Source organism: Flavobacterium sp. WC2421, from assembly GCF_040822115.1.
Taxonomy (GTDB): Bacteria; Bacteroidota; Bacteroidia; order Flavobacteriales; family Flavobacteriaceae; genus Flavobacterium.
The window spans coordinates 1,282,346-1,305,682 of record NZ_CP162004.1 but is presented as its reverse complement, the minus strand read 5'-3'; the positions used below and the strand labels follow the sequence as shown (position 1 = coordinate 1,305,682).

The 23,337-nt window shown below is 33.5% G+C and carries 20 protein-coding genes and 1 tRNA gene; 18 read left to right on the top strand and 3 right to left on the bottom strand.

The features are described from left to right. Nucleotides 1-192 precede the first annotated feature (192 nt). The 9 genes from AB3G33_RS05535 (at nt 193) to AB3G33_RS05495 (ending at nt 12,543) form a co-directional block, all read left to right on the top strand. Entirely contained in the window at nt 193-1,212 is a 1,020-nt protein-coding gene (locus AB3G33_RS05535; RefSeq protein WP_367773241.1) for a LacI family DNA-binding transcriptional regulator, read from the top strand. Nucleotides 1,213-1,405: 193 nt separating this feature from the next. Next, nucleotides 1,406-2,935 (top strand): MFS transporter, encoded by a 1,530-nt coding sequence (locus AB3G33_RS05530; protein WP_367773238.1) that lies wholly within the window; start codon nt 1,406-1,408, stop codon nt 2,933-2,935. Next, nucleotides 2,928-3,584 (top strand): beta-phosphoglucomutase, encoded by a 657-nt coding sequence (pgmB, locus tag AB3G33_RS05525; protein WP_367756796.1) that lies wholly within the window; start codon nt 2,928-2,930, stop codon nt 3,582-3,584. Before AB3G33_RS05530 ends, pgmB begins: the two co-directional genes overlap by 8 nt. 53 nt (nt 3,585-3,637) lie before the next feature. Continuing rightward, a complete protein-coding gene (locus AB3G33_RS05520) occupies nt 3,638-5,932 on the top strand; it encodes a glycoside hydrolase family 65 protein (protein ID WP_367773236.1) in 2,295 nt (764 codons plus the stop codon). Nucleotides 5,933-6,109: 177 nt separating this feature from the next. Further along, nucleotides 6,110-7,987, top strand: a complete 1,878-nt coding sequence (locus tag AB3G33_RS05515; RefSeq protein ID WP_367773234.1) for a glycoside hydrolase family 13 protein — start codon at nt 6,110-6,112, stop codon at nt 7,985-7,987. Nucleotides 7,988-8,034: 47 nt separating this feature from the next. Next, nucleotides 8,035-9,696: an alpha-amylase family glycosyl hydrolase gene (locus tag AB3G33_RS05510; protein ID WP_367773232.1), complete on the top strand. Its 1,662-nt coding sequence runs from the start codon at nt 8,035-8,037 to the stop codon at nt 9,694-9,696. Between the two features lie 83 nt (nt 9,697-9,779). Next, nucleotides 9,780-10,457 (top strand): glycerophosphodiester phosphodiesterase, encoded by a 678-nt coding sequence (locus AB3G33_RS05505; RefSeq protein WP_367773230.1) that lies wholly within the window; start codon nt 9,780-9,782, stop codon nt 10,455-10,457. Between the two features lie 29 nt (nt 10,458-10,486). After that, a complete protein-coding gene (locus tag AB3G33_RS05500) occupies nt 10,487-11,710 on the top strand; it encodes an NAD(P)/FAD-dependent oxidoreductase (RefSeq protein WP_367773228.1) in 1,224 nt (407 codons plus the stop codon). Between the two features lie 104 nt (nt 11,711-11,814). Continuing rightward, complete coding sequence (locus tag AB3G33_RS05495; RefSeq protein WP_367773226.1) at nt 11,815-12,543, top strand: hypothetical protein; 729 nt, start codon at nt 11,815-11,817, stop codon at nt 12,541-12,543. A gap of 93 nt (nt 12,544-12,636) precedes the next feature. On the opposite strand, the gene AB3G33_RS05490 is transcribed toward AB3G33_RS05495, so the two are convergent. Continuing rightward, the gene (locus AB3G33_RS05490; RefSeq protein WP_367773224.1) at nt 12,637-13,113 is read right to left on the bottom strand and encodes a TspO/MBR family protein; all 477 of its coding nucleotides are present in this window, start codon (nt 13,111-13,113) and stop codon (nt 12,637-12,639) included. A gap of 114 nt (nt 13,114-13,227) precedes the next feature. Here AB3G33_RS05490 and AB3G33_RS05485 point away from each other — a divergent pair, with 114 nt between their 5' ends. The 7 genes from AB3G33_RS05485 (at nt 13,228) to chrA (ending at nt 19,453) form a co-directional block, all read left to right on the top strand. Beyond that, nucleotides 13,228-14,310 carry a diphosphomevalonate/mevalonate 3,5-bisphosphate decarboxylase family protein gene (locus tag AB3G33_RS05485; RefSeq protein ID WP_367773222.1) on the top strand — a complete coding sequence of 361 codons (1,083 nt, stop codon included), beginning with the start codon at nt 13,228-13,230 and terminating at the stop codon, nt 14,308-14,310. A gap of 43 nt (nt 14,311-14,353) precedes the next feature. Continuing rightward, the gene (locus AB3G33_RS05480; protein ID WP_367756774.1) at nt 14,354-14,548 is read left to right on the top strand and encodes a hypothetical protein; all 195 of its coding nucleotides are present in this window, start codon (nt 14,354-14,356) and stop codon (nt 14,546-14,548) included. 51 nt (nt 14,549-14,599) lie between these two features. Next, nucleotides 14,600-15,538 carry a mevalonate kinase gene (locus AB3G33_RS05475; RefSeq protein ID WP_367773219.1) on the top strand — a complete coding sequence of 313 codons (939 nt, stop codon included), beginning with the start codon at nt 14,600-14,602 and terminating at the stop codon, nt 15,536-15,538. A gap of 69 nt (nt 15,539-15,607) precedes the next feature. After that, nucleotides 15,608-16,567, top strand: a complete 960-nt coding sequence (locus tag AB3G33_RS05470) for a geranylgeranylglycerol-phosphate geranylgeranyltransferase (RefSeq protein ID WP_367773217.1) — start codon at nt 15,608-15,610, stop codon at nt 16,565-16,567. A gap of 269 nt (nt 16,568-16,836) precedes the next feature. Further along, nucleotides 16,837-17,745: a pseudouridine synthase gene (locus AB3G33_RS05465; RefSeq protein ID WP_367756768.1), complete on the top strand. Its 909-nt coding sequence runs from the start codon at nt 16,837-16,839 to the stop codon at nt 17,743-17,745. 73 nt (nt 17,746-17,818) lie between these two features. Further along, the gene (locus tag AB3G33_RS05460; RefSeq protein ID WP_367773215.1) at nt 17,819-18,181 is read left to right on the top strand and encodes a nuclear transport factor 2 family protein; all 363 of its coding nucleotides are present in this window, start codon (nt 17,819-17,821) and stop codon (nt 18,179-18,181) included. A gap of 147 nt (nt 18,182-18,328) precedes the next feature. Next, nucleotides 18,329-19,453, top strand: a complete 1,125-nt coding sequence (gene chrA / locus AB3G33_RS05455) for a chromate efflux transporter (protein WP_367773213.1) — start codon at nt 18,329-18,331, stop codon at nt 19,451-19,453. Nucleotides 19,454-19,552: 99 nt separating this feature from the next. On the opposite strand, the gene AB3G33_RS05450 is transcribed toward chrA, so the two are convergent. After that, nucleotides 19,553-19,637: transfer RNA gene (locus tag AB3G33_RS05450), tRNA-Leu, on the bottom strand. 109 nt (nt 19,638-19,746) lie between these two features. Here AB3G33_RS05450 and AB3G33_RS05445 point away from each other — a divergent pair. After that, nucleotides 19,747-21,135: a dipeptidase gene (locus AB3G33_RS05445; protein ID WP_367773211.1), complete on the top strand. Its 1,389-nt coding sequence runs from the start codon at nt 19,747-19,749 to the stop codon at nt 21,133-21,135. A gap of 258 nt (nt 21,136-21,393) precedes the next feature. Here AB3G33_RS05445 and AB3G33_RS05440 read toward each other — a convergent pair whose 3' ends face one another. Next, the gene (locus AB3G33_RS05440; protein ID WP_367773208.1) at nt 21,394-22,761 is read right to left on the bottom strand and encodes a saccharopine dehydrogenase family protein; all 1,368 of its coding nucleotides are present in this window, start codon (nt 22,759-22,761) and stop codon (nt 21,394-21,396) included. Nucleotides 22,762-22,914: 153 nt separating this feature from the next. On the opposite strand from AB3G33_RS05440, the gene AB3G33_RS05435 reads away from it, so the two are divergent. After that, a complete protein-coding gene (locus tag AB3G33_RS05435) occupies nt 22,915-23,301 on the top strand; it encodes a DUF423 domain-containing protein (protein WP_367773206.1) in 387 nt (128 codons plus the stop codon). Nucleotides 23,302-23,337: the final 36 nt, after the last annotated feature.

Here is a 23,337-nt window from a genome sequence, read left to right as displayed (position 1 = left end):
TTTACTTATACTTCGAGCGTTAAATTTATGTAAATTTTAACGTGCTCGACAAAGTCACTTTTATATTGGGTTACGAAAACGTGATAGTGTTGAAAAGTTTCTACTTTATTTAATTTTATAAGGGTTAAATTGCCATAAATTATATTAAAACAGATTTTTATTATGAATACCAAATAATTCCTTAATTGATCCATGAAAAGAAAAGTAACACTTAAACAAATTGCAAAAGAACTGGACGTCTCCATTTCAACCGTTTCAAAGTCACTTAGAAATAGCTTGGAAATTGGAGAAGAGACTAGGTTAAAAGTGCAAGCTTTTGCTAAATTTTACAATTACAAACCTAATAACATTGCACTAAGCCTAAAAAACAGAAAGACAAAAACAATCGGGATCATTATCCCTGAAATAGTACATCATTTCTTCTCGACCGTTATCAATGGGATCGAACAAGTTGCCAATGAATATGGGTACAGTGTAATTATATGTCTCTCTGACGACTCTTTTGATAAAGAGGTCCTTAATATGGAACTATTAGCTAATGGAAGTATCGATGGATTTATTATGTCTCTTTCTAAAGAAACCCAATTAAAAGGAGACTTTCATCATATTACCGAGGTGATAAATCAAGGAATGCCCGTTGTAATGTTTGATCGTGTCACTAACGATATTCTTTGTGACAAAGTTATTATTGATGACAAATCTGCAGCTTACGAAGCCGTTCAAAGTTTAATAGACAAAGGCAAGAGAAAAATAGCATTAGTCACCACCGTAGATTATGTAAGTGTAGGTAAACTAAGGACCGATGGGTATACCAAAGCATTATTAGACAATAACATCCCTTTCGACGAAAACCTAATTATCAAAATTGAAGATATTGATACATGCGAAATCATTATTGGAAAATTATTGGAAGACAAGGCCATTGATGCAGTTTTCGCCGTAAATGAACTTTTTGCCGTAACTTGTATAAAGACAGCCAGTAAAATTGGTTTAAGCGTTCCTGAAGATTTTGCAGTAATTGCTTTTACGGATGGGATTATTTCAAAATATTCTACGCCAACTATTACAACTGTAAGTCAAAATGGAATAAAAATGGGCAATAAAGCGGCAAAAATGCTTATTGACCGATTGGAATTAGAAGAAGACGAAGAGGAAAATTATAAAACTGAAGTGATAGAAACACATCTTATAGAGAGAGAATCCACAAATTAGCTTTTTAATTCTATATAATTCATTACTACAACCTTGTAGTAAAATATTTTCCTATTTTTTAAAAGTTAAAAATAGAAGTTTGGAAAAAAATTTTATATTTACACCCACCTCAAAGCTTTTACTTTTACTTCGAAAATAAGAACAAGTTTTGATAAGCATCGCGCTTATCGTATTATTAATATAAATTACGATAATGGAAAAGCGTAAGTTAAGTTTCTGGCAAATTTGGAACATGAGTTTTGGATTTCTAGGAATACAAATGGGATTTGCATTGCAAAACTCTAATGTTAGTAGAATATTTCAGACTTTAGGTGCAAACATTGATGACATCCCTATTTTATGGGTTGCTGCTCCTTTAACTGGATTAATTATTCAACCAATTATTGGTTATTTCTCTGATCGAACTTGGACCAAATTAGGACGAAGAAAACCTTATTTTTTAGCAGGAGCAATTTTAGCTTCGGCAGCTCTATTTGTTATGCCAAACTCTCCAGTGTTATGGATTGCGGCAGGAATGCTTTGGATTATGGACGCTTCGATCAATGTCTCTATGGAGCCATTCCGTGCATTTGTAGGAGATAATCTTCCTGAAAAGCAACGTACCATGGGGTTTGCTATGCAAAGTTTCTTCATTGGAATTGGTGCCTATTTTGCGTCAAAATTGCCTTTAATTTTTACTCATTTGGGTGTTCAAAACACTGCTCCTTTAGGTATTATTCCAGACTCTGTAAAATATTCCTTTTATTTTGGTGGTATTATATTTATAGTTACTGTTCTATGGACTGTAATTACGTCCAAAGAATATTCGCCAGAAGAATTAGCCGCTTTTGAAAAACACAAAGAAATCACGTTTGTAAAAGAAGATCATTCAGCAGAATGGTTTACCTCCAACGGAAAATCTCATTTAACTAAGGGAACTCTATTTTTAATTGTAAGTATCCTATTTTCATTTGTAATTTATCATTTTGATTTAAAGAAAGATTTATACGTTTTATCTCTTGGGCTTATTGGCTTAGGTGGTCTCGCAATGGTTGCTTCAGGATTAATGCAAAAAACCAATAACACCAAAAATGGTTTTGTTACCATTATGAATGATTTCCAGTTTATGCCAAAAATCATGAAACAGTTGGCTTGGGTACAATTCTTTTCTTGGTTTGCCCTTTTCTCCATGTGGATTTACACCACTCTTGCCGTAACACAACATATTTACGGAACGACTGATACCACATCAGTTGCCTACAATACAGGAGCAAATCAAGTGGGAGAAATGTTTGCTAACTACAATTTAATTGCCGCAATCGCTTCTTTTTTATTGCCCTTATTAGCAAAATACACGAGTAGAAAATTCACCCACTTTGCTGCATTAGTTTGCGGTGGAATTGGTCTTATATCTATCTATTTCATAAAAGAACCTACCACATTTACTATGGAATGGCTTCCAATGATAGGAGTTGGAATTGCATGGGCAAGTATTTTATCAATACCCTATGCTATGTTATCTGGCTCTTTACCTTCTGCCAAAATGGGGTATTACATGGGAGTTTTTAACTTCTTTATCGTAATTCCGCAACTAGTTGCTGCATCCATTCTAGGATTTTTAGTATCCCAAATTTTTAACAATGAACCCATATACGCATTATTAATTGGTGGAGCTTCCATGATTCTTGCCGGAATTATTGCTCTTATTATTAATGACGAATCCAAAATTACAATCAATGAATAAAAAAGCATTCATATTCGACCTTGACGGAGTTATAGTAGATACCGCGAAGTACCATTATTTAGCATGGCAAAAAATTGCACAAGAATTAAATATTGATTTCACACTAGAACACAATGAACTATTAAAAGGAGTAAGTCGTGTACGTTCTCTTGATATTATATTAGAATTAGGAAAAGTTGAAGCGTCACAAGAAGATAAAAACAAATGGTTGATTCAAAAAAATGAAGAATATCTCACCTATCTTGTTGATATGGATCAAAGTGAAATCTTACCCGGAGTAATGCCTATTCTACAGTTTTTAAAAGATAAAAACCAACCCATAGCATTAGGATCAGCAAGTAAGAATGCAAGACCTATTCTTGAAAAAACAGGAATCATACATTATTTTGATGCTATTGTTGACGGGAATGATGTTACCAATGCCAAACCTGATCCAGAAGTTTTCTTGATAGCAGCAAAATTATTAGGATCAAAACCGGAAGATGCTATTGTTTTTGAAGACTCTGTTGCTGGTGTTCAAGCAGCCAATATTGGTAAAATGACAAGCATAGGAATTGGCGAAGAAAAAACACTTCATGAAGCTAAGTATATTTTTGAGGATTTCACTCATATTGAATTTGCTTTCATCGAAAAATTGATTAATAAATAAAGAATTGAAATTATTGGAAAGCTAATTTTCAGTATTTAAATAAAATTAAAAAAATGAACCAAGATTATATAAAACCAGACAATTGGTCCATCATTGAAGAAGGATTTGATTCAGAAAGCGTAAAATCATCAGAAAGCCTTTTTAGTATTGGAAATGGTGCTATGGGACAACGTGCTAATTTTGAAGAAAATTATACTGGCCCTACTTTTCAAGGAAGTTATATTGCTGGGATTTATTATCCAGATAAAACTAAAGTGGGTTGGTGGAAAAATGGCTACCCTGAATATTTTGCGAAAGTATTGAATGCACCCAACTGGATTGGAATTGATATTGAAATCAATGGCGAGAATTTAGATTTAAACACCTGTGTTGAAGTAAACCATTTTCGTCGTGAATTAAACATGAAAGAAGGATGGTACAACCGTTCATTTGAAGCCAAGCTAAAAAATGGTACTGAAATCGCCGTAAACGTACGTCGCTTACTTTCATTGGATTTGGACGAAGTAGGTATCATAAATTATGAAATTACGCCATTAAATAAAGACGCAAAAATAGTTTACAAACCGTACATCGATGCAGGTGTAACAAATGAGGACGCCAACTGGGATGAAAAATTCTGGGAGCCACTTGAAGTAAAACATGTAGGCAACGAAGCTTTTGTTACAGCACAAACCTTCAAAACACATTTCAAAGTGACCACTTTTATGCAAAACAGCATCTTAGAAAATGGTCGAAACTTAAATATTTCACCTAGCAACTTTGAAACAGGTACAGACAAAATTCAAAGTAGTTATGCTGTTATTGTCGCTCAAGGCAAAAAATCATCTATTCAAAAAATAGGGGGATATACCGTTTCTTTAAATCATACAAATACTTTTACAGCAGCCGAAAAAACAATCCAACTTGCTTTAACAAAAGGGTACGATCAATTGTTACAAGATCAAATTGATGCTTGGGCAAAAATTTGGGAAATGTCAGATATTACTATTGACGGTGACGTGAAAGCGCAACAAGGTATCCGATTTAATATTTTCCAATTGAACCAAACTTATTTAGGTAAAGACAGCCGATTAAACATCGGTCCAAAAGGATTTACTGGAGAAAAATACGGAGGATCAACCTATTGGGATACTGAAGCGTATTGTATTCCATTTTATATGGCGACCAAAGACCAACAAGTAGCTCGAAACTTATTGACGTACCGTTACAATCAACTGGATAAAGCAATTGAGAATGCCGAGAAAAACCTTGGATTCAAAGATGGTGCAGCATTATACCCGATGGTTACCATGAATGGTGAAGAGTGCCATAATGAATGGGAAATTACGCATGAGGAAATACATAGAAATGGGGCTATCGCTTTTGCAATCTTCAATTACTACCGTTTTACTGGCGATTATTCTTACATCCCAGAAAAAGGATTAGAGGTATTAATAGGTATCGCTCGTTTTTGGCATCAAAGAGCAAATTTCTCCAAAGACAAAAATCAATATGTTATTCTAGGAGTTACAGGTCCTAATGAATATGAAAACAACATCAACAATAATTTCTACACCAATTATATTGCTAAATGGTGTATTGATTATGCGCAAGAACAAATTCAAAAAGTTTCTTTAGAATACCCATCAGATCATAAACGTATTATTGAGAAAGTAAAATTATCTGATGCTGAATTGCAAGAATGGAAGAAAGTAGCAGGAAATATGTATTTCCCAAAATCAGAAGAACTAGGAATCTACTTGCAACAAGATTGCTTTTTAGATAAAGATCTTGTTCCTGTAAAAGACTTAGACAAATCGCAACGCCCCATCAATCAAAAATGGTCTTGGGACAGAGTATTGCGTTCTCCTTATATCAAACAAGCCGATGTATTACAATGTTTCTATTTCTTTGAAGAGCATTTCTCTAAAGAGGAACTGAAACGTAATTTTGAGTTTTACGAATCGTTCACAGTACATGAAAGCTCTCTTTCGCCTTGTGTTCATTCCATTCAAGCGGCTTCCCTTGACAAAATGGAAATGGCATATACATTCTACTTAAGAACATCGCGACTAGATCTAGATGATTACAACAAAGAAGTAGAAGAAGGGTGTCATATTACATCAATGGCCGGTACCTGGATGAGTATCGTAGAAGGATTTGGCGGAATGCGAGTAAAAAATGACACGCTGCACTTTTCTCCAAAAATTCCAAAAGAATGGAAAGGGTACTCCTTTAAAATAAATTTCAGAAATCAAATTCTAAAAGTGGCTATCAATCACAATCAAACCACTTTTTCAGTAGATGGAACAAAGGAATTGACAATAATCGTAAATGGCAAACCAGTTGTTGTTTCCCCTACTCTATAACAATTTAATTGTAAAGAACTTGTAGATAATTCTTTCTCTTAGAAAAGGCTAATTTGCCTACAAACAATCCCAATTTTATTGGGATTGTTTAATTTAAACTAATACTTCTTTAGTAATCCTACTTTTCTAACCATCTACCATAAAATAATTTCAATAATGTTCAAAATATCCTTAAATATGAATAAATTTGGTTACACGCAGTCAAAAAACAAAGCTTTTATAAAAAAAATAACCCTATTCCTTTTTTTTATGTCCCTATCCATAAATGCTCAAATCGATAAAATCGAACCTCCATTTTGGTATGCGGGAATGCATAATCCAAATTTACAGATTATGTTTTATGGCAAAGACATAGCTAAATATCAAGTCACCGTTTCAAATGAAACCAAAATAATCAATGTCAAAAGAACAGAAAATCCCAACTATATTTTTGTGACTATTGACACACAAAAAACACTTTCTACCGATTTAGTTTTTAGCTTTAAAAGCAACAACAAAGAACTATTTACTCAAAAATATTCCATCAAAAAAAGACGTGAAAACTCTGCTCAACGCAAAAGTTTTGATGCCTCTGATATGTTATATTTATTAATGCCCGATCGTTTTGCTAATGGAAATCCGGACAATGACAGTAACGACAACACTGTCGAAAAATACAATCGTGATTTACCTGGTGGAAGACATGGAGGAGACATACAAGGTATTATAAACAATTTAGACTACATTTCATCGCTGGGAGCAACAGCAATATGGAGTACACCACTTTGTGAGGATAATGACCCCGCTTTCTCTTATCATACTTATGCGCAATCTGATGTTTATAAAATTGACCCTCGTTATGGAACCAATGAAGATTATGTTCGTCTGTCATCAGAAATGCATAAAAAAGATTTGAAATTAGTCATGGACTATGTAACCAATCATTGGGGAATTGAACATTGGATGATGAAAGACTTGCCAACAAAAGACTGGGTACATCAATTTGATAATTATACGCAAACCAATCATAAAAGATCAACAATCACCGACATCAACGCCTCTGAATTTGATAAAAAAGTATGTTTAGATGGCTGGTTTGTTCCCTCAATGCCCGACTTGAACCAATCAAATCCTTTGGTGTTAAATTATTTGAAACAAAATGCAATTTGGTGGATTGAATATGCAAATGTAGATGGCTTTAGAGTAGACACCTACAACTATTCTGACCCTAAAGGAATTGCCTCTTGGACAAAAGCAATTACTGATGAATACCCAAATTTTAATATTGTAGGGGAAATTTGGATGCAAAGTCAAGCTCAAATGGCGTATTGGCAAAAAGATAGTAAAATTGGAGCCATCCAAAACTTCAATTCAAACTTACCAAGTGTAATGGATTTTACGTTACATGATGCTATTGAGACTGTTTTTAACGAAGATGATGGAAATTGGAACAAAGGGATGGTGAAAATGTATGATAATTTTACAGAAGATTTTTTATATCCAAATCCAAATAACATTATGGTTTTTGCTGAAAATCATGACACCAGTCGATTTAACGAACTCTACAATAATGATTTCAACAAGTATAAAATGGCAATGGCCTTGATCGCTACTGTACGAGGAATTCCTCAATTATATTACGGTAGTGAAATAGGAATGAGAGGAGATAAAAACAAAGGAGATGCTGATATTAGACAAGATTTTCCTGGAGGTTGGAAAAATGATGAAAATAATGCATTCATAAAAGAAGGAAGAACAGACTGGCAAAATCAATACTTCGACTTTACTTCGAAACTTTTTAATTGGAGGAAAACCAATGAAGCGGTTCATTTCGGAAAAATGACCCACTATATCCCTGAACACAATGTCTATGTTTATTTTAGATATACCGAAAACAAAACGGTAATGATTGTTATGAACAATAGTAAGGAAGATCATACTATAAAAACAGATCGTTTTCAAGAAAACATCAAAACCCATAAAACAGGAAAAGATATCTTAACTGATCATTCTTATGACTTATCTAATGAAATTAATATAAACAGTAAATCTGTTTTGATATTAGAATTAGAATAGTTTTAGATACTTGATACATCTCTTTAATTTACTTTTCGAATAAAAATATGAAAAAAAACACAGCCCTCATTTTACTTTTTACAACGGCATTCTTTGCTAGTTGTTCCAGTACAAAAACAATTAAGAAAAATAATTCAATAAGTGAAACCCCATTTGTTTGGGAGTCAGCAAGTGTTTATTTTTTATTGACTGATCGTTTTAACAATGGAGATAAATCCAATGATTTAAACTTTAACCGAAATAAAACTGCTGGAAAACTTCGTGGTTTTAAAGGGGGAGATATTCTAGGTATTTCTAAAAAAATTGACGAAGGTTATTTTGATAAATTAGGAATAAATGCCATTTGGTTTACACCTATTGTAGAACAAATACATGATGCCGTTGACGAAGGAACTGGCTTAAGCTATGGCTTTCATGGCTATTGGGCTAGGGATTGGACTGCTTTAGATCCTAACTTTGGAACTAAAAAAGATTTGGCCGCTTTGGTTCAAAAAGCACATGCACATGGCATTCGTATTATTCTAGATGGCGTGATAAACCACACTGGACCAGTAACAAATGATGACACTATTTGGCCTTCGGATTGGGTGCGAACAGGACCACAATGTGATTATAAATCCTTTGAAACTACAACCGTTTGTACCTTAGTAAAAAACCTTCCCGATGTAAAAACCGAAAGCAATCAAGAAGTTACACTTCCTCCTTTTTTAATCGAAAAATGGAAAAAAGAAGGGCGTTATGAAAAAGAAGTCACTTCATTGGATGCATTTTTCAAAAGAACGGGATACCCTAGAACCCCAAAAAATTATATCATAAAATGGCTAACCGATTATATCGCTGAATACGGAATTGATGGTTATAGAGCAGATACGGTTAAACATACTAATGAAAGTGTTTGGTCCGATTTTAAAACACAATGTAATTATGCATTTGCAACTTGGAAAAAAAACAATCCTACGAAAGTACTAGATAACAACTCTTTTTACACCATTGCCGAAGTCTACAATTACAACATTAGTGCAGGTAAATATTTTGATTTTGGAGATAAAAAAGTAAACTATTACGAAAACGGATTTAACAACATGATCAATTTCGAATTCAAATGGGATGCACAAAAAGACTATGAATTTATATTCTCTAAATATTCTAAAATCTTAAACGGAGAATTAAAAGGATATAGTGTTTTAAACTATTTGTCTTCACATGATGATGGAGGCCCTTTTGATGCGGCAAGAACCAAAAACAAAGAAACTGCAACAAAATTATTGCTTTCTCCAGGACTTGCACAAGTGTATTACGGAGACGAGTCAGCGCGTTCTTTAATTGTCGAAGGTACAGAAGGCGATGCCACCTTGCGATCCATGATGAATTGGGACGATATAACAACAAATTCTGATACGCAAAAAGCACTTTTACACTGGCAAAAACTAGGACAGTTTAGAAAAAATCATCCCGCAATTGGAGCTGGAGTTCACCAAGAAATTTCTGCGCAACCTTATACTTTTTCAAGAACGTATTCTAAAGGGAATTACACTGATAAAGTAGTTATTGGACTGGATTTACCAATAGGCAAAAAAGAACTTTCAGTAGGAACTATTTTTGCTAATGGAACAAAATTAAAAGATGCCTATTCTGGAAAAGAAACTACAGTAACAAATGGTAAGGTGACCATCGATTCTCCATTTGATATTATTCTATTAGAAAAATAAACAGTCCCATAAAATATGAAAAGCACAATCCAAACACGGTTTGTGCTTTTTTATTTTAGCTACCTTTGTAAAAAATCTATACCATGTTAAAAATTGGGCATCGAGGTGCAAAAGGGCATAAACCCGAGAATACCTTAATAGGTTTTCAAAAAGCCATCGACCTTCATGCTAATCGAATTGAGCTTGACGTTCATTTAAGTGTAGATAATGAATTAATGGTTATTCACGATGAAACAATCGATAGAACAACCAATGGTAAAGGTTTTGTAAAACAGTTTTCATTGCTTGAATTAAAACGTTTTCTCATAGAAAAAGAACATCATATTCCAACTTTATCAGAAGTTCTAAACTTGATTGATCAAAAATGTGACATCAATATTGAGTTAAAAAGTTTTGAAACTGCAGATAAAGTAGTGGATCTAATTGAAAAATACGTTTCAGAAAAAAACTGGATATACAGTCAATTTTTGGTTTCTAGTTTTGATTGGAACGCTTTACAAAAAGTGGCTGCTGCAAACGCACTAATTCCTATTGGGGTTATAACAGAAACGGATTTGGATCTGGCATTGGCTTTCGCCAAAGTTATCCAAGCAAAATCCATTCATCCTTATTTTCATTTGTTAAACAAAGAAAATACGGCCCAATTACAAGAAAAAGGATTTCAAGTATTCCCTTGGACGGTAAATGAAACTGAAGACATAAAAAGAATAAAAACATATCAAGTAGACGGAATCATATCTGATTTTCCCGATAGATTATAAATTTTGCTTTAAGCAAAAACAACAAAAATATGAATCAAGATTTTGATATAATAATAGTAGGTGGTGGTGCAGCAGGCTTTTTTACTGCCATTAACATCGTTGAGAAAAACCCAAAACTCAAAGTCGCCATCCTAGAACGTGGAGCAGAAGTATTGCAAAAAGTACGCATTTCGGGCGGAGGAAGATGTAATGTAACGCATGCTTGTTTTGAACCTAATGAATTGGTGAAATTTTACCCTCGTGGAGAAAAGGAACTGCGCGGTCCCTTCCATCAGTTTTGTTCTGGAGATACAATTGAATGGTTTGAAAAACATGGCGTAGAATTAAAAATGGAAGATGATGGAAGAATGTTTCCCGTTTCTAACTCCTCACAATCCATAATTGATTGTTTTTTAACCGCAACACAAAAACTAGGCATAAAAGTCTTGACAGGACAAAGTGTACAATCTATTTTCAAAAAAGAAAATATTTGGAAAATAGAAACGCAAAGCGAGAATTACATTGCGGAGAAATTAATTCTTGCCACCGGAAGCAATCCTAAAATATGGGAAATGCTACAAACGTATGGTCACGCCATTGTAAGCCCAGTCCCTTCCCTATTCACTTTTAACATCAAGGATTCACGAATCAAGGAATTACCCGGAGTTGCTGCATTAGCAACAGTAAAAGTAAAAGACAGCAAACTCGAATCGACAGGTCCTCTATTGATTACGCACTGGGGAATGAGTGGACCAGCAGTTTTAAAACTATCCGCTTGGGGTGCCCGAATACTACATGACAAAAATTACCAGTTCACCATATTCGTGAATTGGCTGAATGATGTTGACGCTACTGATGCAGAGAAAAAATTAAAGGAATTAAAACAAGAACACGCAAAAAAAGCGGTCTCTAAGAAATCACCATTTGACTTCCCCAACCGTTTATGGGAAAGTTTAGTTCTTTCCTCAGGAATTGATACCTCGACTACGCTCGGTACTACAAAATGGGCTGATTTATCAAAAACTCAATTGCAAAACTTAGCCAATCAATTGACCAATGGAACTTTTCAAGTCAATGGAAAAAGCACTTTTAAAGAAGAGTTTGTAACTGCTGGCGGAATTGACTTAAAAGAAATCAACTTCAAAACTATGGAAAGCAAATTACATGAAAATCTTTATTTTGCTGGAGAAATTGTAAATATTGATGCCATTACAGGAGGATTTAACTTCCAAAATGCATGGACAAGTGGGTTTATATTGGCAAATGCCATATAAAAAACATTTTACAAACCATTAATTAACAAGAAATTACACCTTTGCTAAGTTTTCATTAAGACGAATCTAATAATTTTACTATCAAGTTATTCCATTCGAAACCTATGAAAGTAAAGCTACTCAGTACCCTAATTTTATTCACTTCTCAATTTAGCTTCTCACAAACAATCAAAGGCAAAGTCGTATTTAATAATTATGCTGTTCCAAAAGTGGAAGTAATTAATGCAAATTCAAAAATTATTACTGTTTCTGATCCAAACGGTGAATTTTCAATTGTCGCAAAAACGAATGATGTTCTTGTATTTATATCGAAAGAACATCAATTAAAAAAACTTACCATAAACCCTAAACTATTTACAAATGGCGAATTAATTATTGATTTGCTTTTAAAAGCAGAAGAGCTAAATGAAGTGGTAATTACAAATATGCCTTCAATTCATTTAAGTTCAGATGCCAATTACGAGCAAAAAAAATTAGATGAATACGCTTTAGAAAAAGCTACCAGCTCCATTAAAGTAATTGGAGTGAACACTGGAACAATTGAAAACGAGGCTAATTTCATGCGAATTGGAGGTATGCTTTTTGGTCTTTTGGCAAAAGAAAAAGAACCTCAAAAAAAAGAGGTGCCAAAAATAAAATTCAAAGACTTAGTTAATACAACTTGTGATCAGAACTATTTTCTAGAAACCTTAAAACTACAACCCAATGAAATAGAACTGTTCCTTCAATTCTGTGAAGCAGACCCAAAATCTAAAACAATTGCAGAAACTAATAATGCATTAAGCGTAATGGATTTTTTATTTACCAAAAATATCGAATTCAAAAAACTATAGTTAATATTTATTGGCAACGGAATCGTTTAATTTCCAACTAAAGTCTTCAATACTGAGACTTTTTGACTTTACGACTTTTATCTTTCGACTAACTTATCTATTCAACCACCAAATACTTGCATTCAACACCATTGCAAAACTGACCCAAGCCAAATACGGTATAAATAAATAACCCGCTATTTTATTGATTTTAGCAAATTGAGTATAGGTTTCAAATATCATTAACCATAACAAAATAATCTCAATCCCTGCTAACATTGGGTTGTGTAGACCAAAGAATAAATACGACCACAAAGCATTTAATCCCAACTGAATTGCAAAAAGAACTAAAGCCTTTTTTACTAACTCTTTTTCAAAATCAATTCGATCCCAAACTAGCCCTGCGGCAATACCCATCATAATATAAAGCATACTCCACACCGGAGCAAAAATCCAATTGGGCGGATTAAAACTGGGTTTTACTAATGTAGGATACCAAGTCAAAATACTAGCACGAGTGACAGTTCCAGACAAATAACCAATAGCAAGACAGGTGACAACTATAGTAAGTATTTTAGTAAGTTTATTCATTTTTACGTTTTTCTAATGTGAGCCAAATTTACTTAAAACTTTCTAATGATTAAATCAATTAAACGAATAAACCTATAAAGCAAAAAAAGTATCTTTGTCAAAATTTTACAATTCATGTTGACAACAAACGATTTTATACCTACAAAATATTCTCATACTATAGAAAGCGGTAATTTTCAATGGAGTGCACCCAGTAACATTGCGCTAGTAAAATATTGGGGAAAAAAGGACAATCAGATTCCGGCTAATCCATCGGTGAGTTTTACTTTGAACAACTGTAAAACGATTACCAAATTAGCTTTCGCCAAAAAAGAAAACCAAGACACCTTTTCTTTCGATTTGCTATTTGAAGGAAAACCAAAAGAAGATTTCAAACCAAAAATTCAAAAGTTCTTGGAACGAATAGAAGTTTACCTTCCATTTTTGAAATCGTATCATTTTACAATTGACACTCAAAATACGTTTCCGCATAGTTCTGGAATCGCTTCGTCGGCATCTGGAATGGCAGCTTTGGCAATGAATTTAATGAGTTTAGAAAAAGTACTAAATCCAGCAATGACTGAAGAATACTTTTATCAAAAAGCGTCATTCCTTGCCAGATTGGGATCAGGAAGTGCTTGTCGAAGTGTAAAAGGAAAAGTAGTTGTTTGGGGAAATCAAGCCAATATTCAAGGGAGTTCTGATTTATTTGGAGTTGAATTTCCAAATAAGATACACGATAACTTCAAGAATCACCAAGACACAATTTTACTAGTAGATAAAGGCGAAAAACAAGTTTCGAGCACCGTAGGTCATGATTTAATGCACAACCATCCATATGCCGAAAGACGTTTCGAACAGGCACATGAAAACTTAGACAAACTAATTGCTGTTTTTGAAAGTGGTGATTTGAACGAATTCATTAAAGTGGTGGAGAGTGAAGCCTTAACTTTACATGCTATGATGATGACTTCAATGCCGTATTTCATTTTAATGAAACCCAATACCTTGCAAATTATCAATGCGATTTGGAAATTTAGAAATGAAACCAATATTCCTGTTTGTTTTACTCTAGATGCAGGAGCAAATGTTCATGTATTATATCCCGAAAACGTTAGCGAAACAGTTTTACAATTTATTAAGGACGAATTAGTTGGCTTTTGCCAAAATGGGCAGTACCTTTGTGACGAAATTGGAATTGGGGCTGTATTGAATTAGTCTATTTTTTTGTTTATCTTTATTTTTTTAAAGATTTGAAATTATGGATATTGAGTCTGAAAAATTAGAAATAATTAAATTGTTATTAGATACTAATGACAAGACTATAATTGAGGCAATAAAAAACATTTTCGAATTACAAAAGAGAGTTGTTTGGAACGAATTAACACCTGAGCAACAAGAAAAAATTGACTCTAAAATTCTAGAAGAGAATCGAGGAGATCAAGTAGATTTATAAAAAAAAACAAGAAATAATTACCAACCCCAAATTGTTAATTCTTAAATAAATATGAAAGGACCATTATTTTACTCAAAAATATTACTCTTTGGAGAATACGGAATTATTCGTGACTCTAAGGGTTTGTCTATTCCTTATAATTTTTATAATGGAGCATTGAAAAGAAATGAAAATCCTTCGGCAGAAGCAATTGCATCAAATGCCAGCTTAAACCGTTTTGCTGTGTATCTTGAAGCTTTACAACAAGAACAACCTACTCTTGTAACATTTGACCTAGCTACTTTGAAGCAAGATATCGAAACAGGAATGTACTTTGACTCTAGTATCCCGCAAGGATACGGTGTAGGAAGTAGTGGAGCGCTTGTAGCAGCTATTTACGATAAATATGCGCAAGATAAAATCACTGTTCTTGAAAATTTGACACGTGAAAAACTTTTGCAATTAAAAAATATATTTTCTCAAATGGAGAGTTTTTTCCACGGAAAAAGTTCTGGTTTAGATCCTTTAAACAGCTATTTGAGTATTCCTATTTTAATAAACTCCAAAGACAACATTGAAGCAACTGGAATCCCAAATCAAAGTTTTGACGGGAAAGGAGCTGTATTTCTGCTGGACTCAGGAATTGTAGGAGAAACGGCACCTATGGTTAATATCTTTATGGAGAACCTAAAAGACAAAGGATTCCGTACGATGTTGAAAAATCAGTTTGTAAAATATACTGACGCTTGTGTAGAGAATTTCTTGGGTGGTGACATGAAATCTTTGTTCATGAATACTAAAAAATTATCAAAAGTAGTTTTGAATAACTTCAAACCTATGATTCCAGAGCAATTTCATGCCATTTGGCAAAAAGGAATTGACACCAATGATTATTATTTAAAATTATGTGGTTCTGGTGGAGGCGGTTATATTCTAGGTTTTACCGAAGATTTAGAACGCGCCAAAGCATCTTTACAAGATTATAAATTAGAAGTGGTCTATCAATTCTAATAGAACCTGAAAAATAAATTTAAAGCTTAAAATTCTTTGTGGTTTTAAGCTTTATTATTTTAAAAAAGTATGGCATTAAGCAGAAAGTATAAGCTTTTATTAATGAAGATAGTCAGTTTATTCTCAGTAGTAAGAGGATATAATATCCCTATCATTATACTAGCGCAGTATCTTTCGGCAATTTTTATTCTGGCACCAGAGAAAAGAGCCATTGCTATTCTATTGGATTTTAATTTGTTTTTACTCGTATTTGCATCTGCTATTACCATTGCTTCCGGCTATATTATCAATAATTTTTATGACAGCCAAAAAGATCTAATCAACCGTCCTAACAAATCAATGCTAGACAGATTAGTTAGTCAATCCACAAAACTAAAAGTTTATTTTGCATTAAACTTTTTAGCTGTATTGTTAGCCATATTTGCTTCTTGGCAAGCATTTATATTCTTTTCAGGATACATTTTTCTAATTTGGTTTTACTCTCATAAAATTAAAAAATATGCGGTTGTAGGCAATCTAACTGCTACAGTAATGGCTGTCATTCCATTTTTTGCCATTTTACTGCATTATTATTACAACCTCAGTTTTGAAGAGATTGAAAATTACAAAGGCCATTTTGCTGTAATTTTTGCACATGCTTGCTTTTTATTTTTACTATTACTTATTCGAGAAATGATTAAGGATTTAGAAAATTTAAAAGGAGATTTGGCTAATGATTACCAAACCATCCCAATTCGTTTTGGAGAAACGGTTTCTAAAAAGATAATTACTGTTTTGACACTTTTAACTATTTTTCCAGTTTACGTTTTAGTAGACATCTACGACGTTGGTTATATGGATATTTACTTTTATTGTTGTTTTATTATTCTAATTTTCTTCATACTATACCTGTGGAAATCTAATAAAAAAGAACAGTATTTATTACTTCATAATGTTTTGAAATTCCTAATTGTTGCCGGTGTTTTTTGTATTGTATTGATTAATCCATCTGTATTATGGAATGGTAAAAAGTTATTATTACTTATTTAAAAAATACAATTCAGGAATCCCTAATTAACTCGTACACTTAGCCCCGATTACTTCACATAATATTTATTTAAATTGGAGTTCAGTGAACATTGTTTACAACGGCATTCTTTTACTTTTTCCTTTAAAAAGTAAAAGATAGAGTGAAAAGCGGGAAAAAGCTCCAAAAAAACGAAACAAAAACCTATTAGATAGATCGTTAGCGTTTTATAATTACCATATATCGATTGTCAACTATATAAATACTATCTTTGCACAAATTATAGAATATTATGAATAATAAGGAAGGCAATAATAAAAAAAGCGGTGCTAGACCTACGAGTTCTAGACCTAGCTCTAATAAGCCAAAACCTGCGATGCAAAAAAGGGCACAAGGTCCTAAAAAAGTAAAGGTAAATACTAAGGTTGCTGAAGTCGTTTCGGATAAAGTAGAGAAAAAACCGAATCAGGCTCCAAAGAGACCTAAGGTAAAAGATGAAATTCGTTTGAATAAATATATCGCCAATTCTGGTGCTTGCTCACGTCGTGATGCTGATATTTACATTCAATCAGGTACTGTGAAAGTAAATGGAATTGCCGTTACCGAAATGGGATATATGGTAAAACCAGGTGACGTTGTTAACTTTGACGGGGTAAAATTAACTCCAGAGAAAAAAGTATACATCTTATTGAACAAGCCTAAAAACTTCACGACAGCTCTTGACGAAGGTCAAGAATTTCGTAATGTTTTGGAACTGGTAAAAGGTTCTACAACTTCAAAAATTGGAGCTGTAGGGAGAATGGATAAAAATACGACTGGTCTATTATTGTTTACCAATGACACAGACATGATTCGTAAATTTACTTTACCTAGTCAAAAATCATCAAAAATTTATCAAGTTTCTCTTGACAAAAACTTAAAATTTGAAGATTTAGAAAAAATCAACAAAGGACTAGTACTGGATGGACACCGTGTTTTTGTAGAAGACGTAAGTTATATTGAAGGAGAAGCAAAAAGCGAAATAGGTTTAAAACTGAGATCATCAAATGTAAAAGTAGTTCGTTCTATATTTGAACATTTTAGTTATGATGTTTTAAGAATTGACCGTGTTTCATTTGCAGGTTTGACAAAGAAAAACTTACCAAGAGGAAACTGGAGATTACTTACGGAACAAGAAATAATCAATTTAAAGAACGTTTAATTCTTTATTTTTTTTCACTCATAAAAATCCCATTCGTGTTTATCGAAATGGGATTTTTTAATAATAGACCACTATGACACCCGAAAAACTACAATCAATCGCCTTTAAATGGTTTGAGACTTTTAATAATAAAGAATTAGAAAAACTGTTGGCACTATATGATGATGATGCGGTTCATTTTAGCCCAAAACTAAAAATACAACAACCAGAGACTAATGGTTTTGTATCAGGGAAAGAGGCTTTGCGCCAATGGTGGCAAGGAGCATTTGACCGATTGCCTAGTTTAAACTATAAAGTAACCTCACTTACTGCCAATGGCGATCGTGTTTTTATGGAATACATACGAACAGTAGATAACGAAGAGGAAATGCTTATTGCGGAAGTACTTGATATTAGAAACGATAAAATTGTAGCTTCAAGAGTCTATCACGGATAAAAATGAGACTTCAATTTTAAAAATTATCTTAAATACACGACTTTTAAAACACGCATTAAAAACTTCATGAAATAGTAATATAAAAAAAGACCAGAGGCTAATTTTATATTTATTTTAGCCATTCTAGACAATCGAAAAAAAGTCTTTATGAGTGAAAAAAACTCTTTAAAAGAAATTGGTAAATTATTTTTAAAATTAGGCGTAATTGGCTTTGGAGGTCCTGCAGCTCATATTGCCATGATGCGACAAGAAGTGGTAATAAAAAAACAGTGGCTGACTGAACAACACTTCTTAGACCTTATAGGAGCTACCAGTTTAATTCCTGTTCCCAATAGTACCGAAATGGCTATTCATATTGGTCGTGAAAGAGGAGGTGTAAAAGGATTAATTATTGCTGGCGTATGCTTTATTTTGCCCGCAGTGCTAATCACTGGAGTTTTTGCCTATTTCTACAAAGAATACGGGCAACAACCCGAAGCCCAAGCCTTTTTATATGGAATCAAACCAGCGATTATTGCTATAATTCTAGCAGCTATCTATCCTTTAGCTAAGAAATCAGTAAAAACGAAAGAACTGGCTCTCATTGGAATCCTAACATTGGTTTTATCGCTATTGAAAATTAATGAAATCTACTTACTTTTTGGAGCTGGATTAGTAGCTTTGTTGTATTCTAAAATCAAAAGTCCACAAACATTCAACATAATTCCGCTTACATTATTTCAAGTTACAAAAACGACTATAGTAACAGCAACCAACTGGAATCTATTTTTGATATTTTTAAAAATTGGGGCTATCTTATACGGAAGTGGCTATGTTCTTTTTGCTTTTCTAGATACCGAATTAGTTTCAACTGGCATTATATCAAGAGCAATCTTAGTAGACGCCATAGCAATTGGTCAATTTACGCCTGGACCCGTTTTTTCATCAGTTACTTTCATTGGATATCAAATTAATGGTTTTGTAGGCGCTGCTATAGCAACAATAGCCATCTTTATTCCCTCCTTCTTATTTGTAGCTTTGTTAAACCCATTGGTTAAAAAACTTCGGGCTTCACCTTCCATTTCTATTTTTCTTGATGCAGTTAATGTTGCTTCTGTTGCTATTATTGTAGCAATCTGTTGGCAAATGGGCAGCGATTCCATTTTAGACTGGCGCACCTTACTTATCGCCATAACCAGCGTTATAGTAACATTTGGCTTTCCGAAAGTCAATAGTGCCTTTATTGTAATTTATGGCGCACTAGCGGGATATTTATTATTGTTTATGGGGTAAACGAGGATGCATTCATCATAAAGAGTCAAAAACTCAAATATCAACCCCTTTATTCAAAAGTATTTAACAAAAAAAAGCTTCTCGATTGAGAAGCTTTTTTGGTGCGGATAATAGGACTCGAACCTACACGCCTTGCGGCACCAGATCCTAAGTCTGGCATGTCTACCAATTTCACCATATCCGCGTAATTGTGGGTGCAAATATAATCATATCTTCCAACATTCAAAGTAATTTTTTAAAAAAATTTTTTATTCAATTTTTTGTACTTTTGAGACTCAATAAAAAACACATAAATGGAAAATATAAAGGCATACGTTCAAGAAAATAAAGATCGTTTTATCAACGAATTAATTGAATTGCTAAAAATACCATCTGTAAGTGCTGACTCCGCCTACTCGCAAGATGTAATAGACACTTCAGAAGCAGTAAAACTAAGTTTGGAAAAAGCAGGTTGCGATAAAGTCGAAATTTGTGAAACAGATGGCTATCCAATTGTATATGGTGAAAAAACAATTGACCCTGCATTGCCAACTATCTTAGTGTACGGACATTACGATGTTCAACCAGCAGATCCAATTGAATTATGGACCTCGCCTCCATTCGAGCCCGTTATAAAAACGACCGATATTCATCCTGAAGGAGCCATTTTTGCACGTGGTGCTTGTGATGATAAAGGTCAAATGTACATGCACGTAAAAGCTTTTGAATACATGATTCAAAACAACAACTTGCCATGTAACGTGAAATTCATGATTGAAGGCGAAGAAGAAGTAGGTAGTGTAAACCTAAAAACATTTGTAGAAAACAATACCGAGAAACTAAAAAACGACGTCATTCTTATTTCTGATACAGGAATGATTTCTAATCAACAACCTTCTATCACCACTGGACTTCGTGGTTTAAGCTATGTCGAAGTAGAAATTACAGGGCCAAACCGCGATTTACATTCTGGACTTTATGGAGGTGCCGTTGCAAATCCAATTAATATTTTGGCCAAAATGATTGCGTCCCTTCATGACGAAAACAATCACATTACTATTCCAGGATTTTATGACAATGTAGAAGGGTTGTCACTAGAAGAAAGAGCTGAGATGGCCAAAGCGCCTTTTAGCTTAGAAGATTATAAAAAAGCACTAGACCTAAATGACGTTTATGGTGAAAAAGGATACACAACAAATGAAAGAAATTCCATTCGTCCTACGCTTGACGTAAACGGAATCTGGGGTGGTTACACTGGAGAAGGTGCAAAAACCGTTATCGCAAGCAAGGCTTTTGCCAAAATCTCTATGCGATTAGTTCCTAACCAAGACTGGGAACAAATCACAGAATTGTTTACCAAGCATTTTATTAGCATTGCTCCTGCTGGCGTTACCGTAAAGGTAAAACCGCATCATGGAGGTCAAGGATACGTAACACCTATTGACAGCATAGGTTATAAAGCTGCTAATATGGCATACACGGAAACTTTTGGAATTCCTGCGATTCCCGTTCGTTCAGGAGGAAGTATTCCTATCGTTGCCTTATTTGAGAAAGAATTAAAAAGCAAAACCATCTTGATGGGATTTGGTTTAGACAGCGATGCCATTCACTCTCCTAACGAGCATTTTGGGATTTTCAATTACTTAAAAGGGATTGAAACTATTCCGTTATTTTACAAATATTTCGTGGAGCTTAGCAAATAAATTATATTTCAATAAACACACAATCCGTTCAGAAATGAGCGGATTTTTTTTTGGGCGTTCCCCGCCGAAAAAAAGCGGGTCAGGCTTTCCGCTGCAATCTTTTTATTTTATGAAAAATAAAATAAAAAGGATTTTCTCTTCAATCCTTAACGCAAAAATAAAACTTTATATTTTAGATAAAAAAATCTATCATATAAACAATAAATCCGTTTCTATTCGAAACGGATTTATCTAACTAAAAATCTAAAAAACTAAAAACTAAAAAACGGCATCGGGTTTATACCCAAAATAAGGCATGGTTTGCTCTTTGAAAACAACACCATATTCTTCTAATTCTTTTAAAATAGGTAAATACACTTCTTTATTTATAGGTAACTGCACACCTGGAGTAGTTATTTTTCCATTCAATATCTGTAAAGTTGCCATAGCCACAGGCAAACCTACTGTTTTAGACATGGCAGTATACGTTTGATCATCTCCAATACATACCATTTTGGAGTCAATTTGTTGTTTTACTCCATTCAATTCATACCCAAATTTATGGTACATCACAATCATGTCTTTATCTTGAGGTTGAAGCGTCCAGCTATCACTTAATATTTTTTCCAAAATCTGGGCAGGAGTAGCATTTTTAAGACCTACAATTTTTTTGTCATTGAATAAATCCAACTCCAATAATTTATCCCACATAATATCATCTTGATCTATTTTTAAAATTAAACGGGTTTTAATTTCAACAGAATCCGTGGGATGATAAGGCAAAAATGCATTGACAAATTGACGATAGCTCATTGTTTCTGAATTTTCCAAAACATAACTATCATCCGTCATTCCCAGCTGCACAAACATATTCCATGCTTTTGAAAAACCTACTTTACGTATCGTTCCTCTATACAATGTAAGTACATCATCTAGTCCATAAACAGATCGGTATTTTAAGGAGTCTCTATTTGAATACGCTTCAAACCGACCGTAGCCTTCTACTTCCAAAAACTCCGTTCTTCGAAATAAATTACAATACGGTATATATTTATAAGCACCTTCTTGAATAAATTTAGCCGCACCACCTTGTCCAGCCAAAACCACATTACGAGGTGCCCAAGTAAATTTATAATTCCAACGATTCGTATCTGATTCTGGTGCTACTAAGCCACCACAAAAAGACTCAAACAATAACATTTTACCACCACGTTCTTTAATTTCATCAATCACTTTCATGGCGCTCATGTGGTCTATCCCAGGGTCAAGACCAATTTCATTCATAAAAATAAGATTATTTTCTTTGGCTGCAGCATCCAATTCCTGCATGGCATCACTAACATAAGAAGCGGTAACCAAACTCTTTTTACATAGAATACAATCTCTAGCCACTTCTATATGTAAATGAGCAGGTAACATCGAAATTACTATATCTGCTTTTTCTATGGCCTCTTTCCTTTGACTAGCATTAAAAATGTCCAAAGCAATTGCCGTAGCATTAGGATGATTATTCGTTTTCTTTTGTGCTAAATCCAACGCTATATCACCAATGACAAGATGCAAGTTTTCTTTCTCGGATTTATTTAAAAGATATTGTATCAATGAAGATGCCGATCTACCTGCACCAATAATTAAAATTTGTCTCATGATTATAAAAATATAACACAAACATACGAAAATGTTGTATTTATAACAAACACTTATTGCGTAAAAAATTAAAATAAAATACATAAAAAAGTATCCGAAAATTTCTTTTAGTTTGGCGATTTATGAAATACTTTTACATAAAATTTAAAAATAATGAATAAAAAAATAATTTCAACGGGAGCCCTTTTGGGTATGATAGCAATTATATTAGGTGCTTTTGGCGCTCATGCCCTAAAAAAAATACTATCAGCAGATCATCTTATCACTTTTGAAACCGGTGTACGCTATCAAATGTACCACGCCCTATTTTTAATCTTAATTGGGACCCTAATTGAACTAAGCGAAAAAACCAAAAGAATAATTTACAATTTGGTGATTTCTGGCGTTGTTTTATTCTCAGGATCCATTTATTTATTAGCTACAAACGAACTTACTCCTTTTGATTTTAAAAGTATTGGTTTCATAACTCCCATCGGCGGACTCCTATTAATACTGGGCTGGGGTGTCTTATTAATGAATATTATCAATAAAAAATCATAAAATTAAGATAATCAAATCGTATCTTAAATATATGTT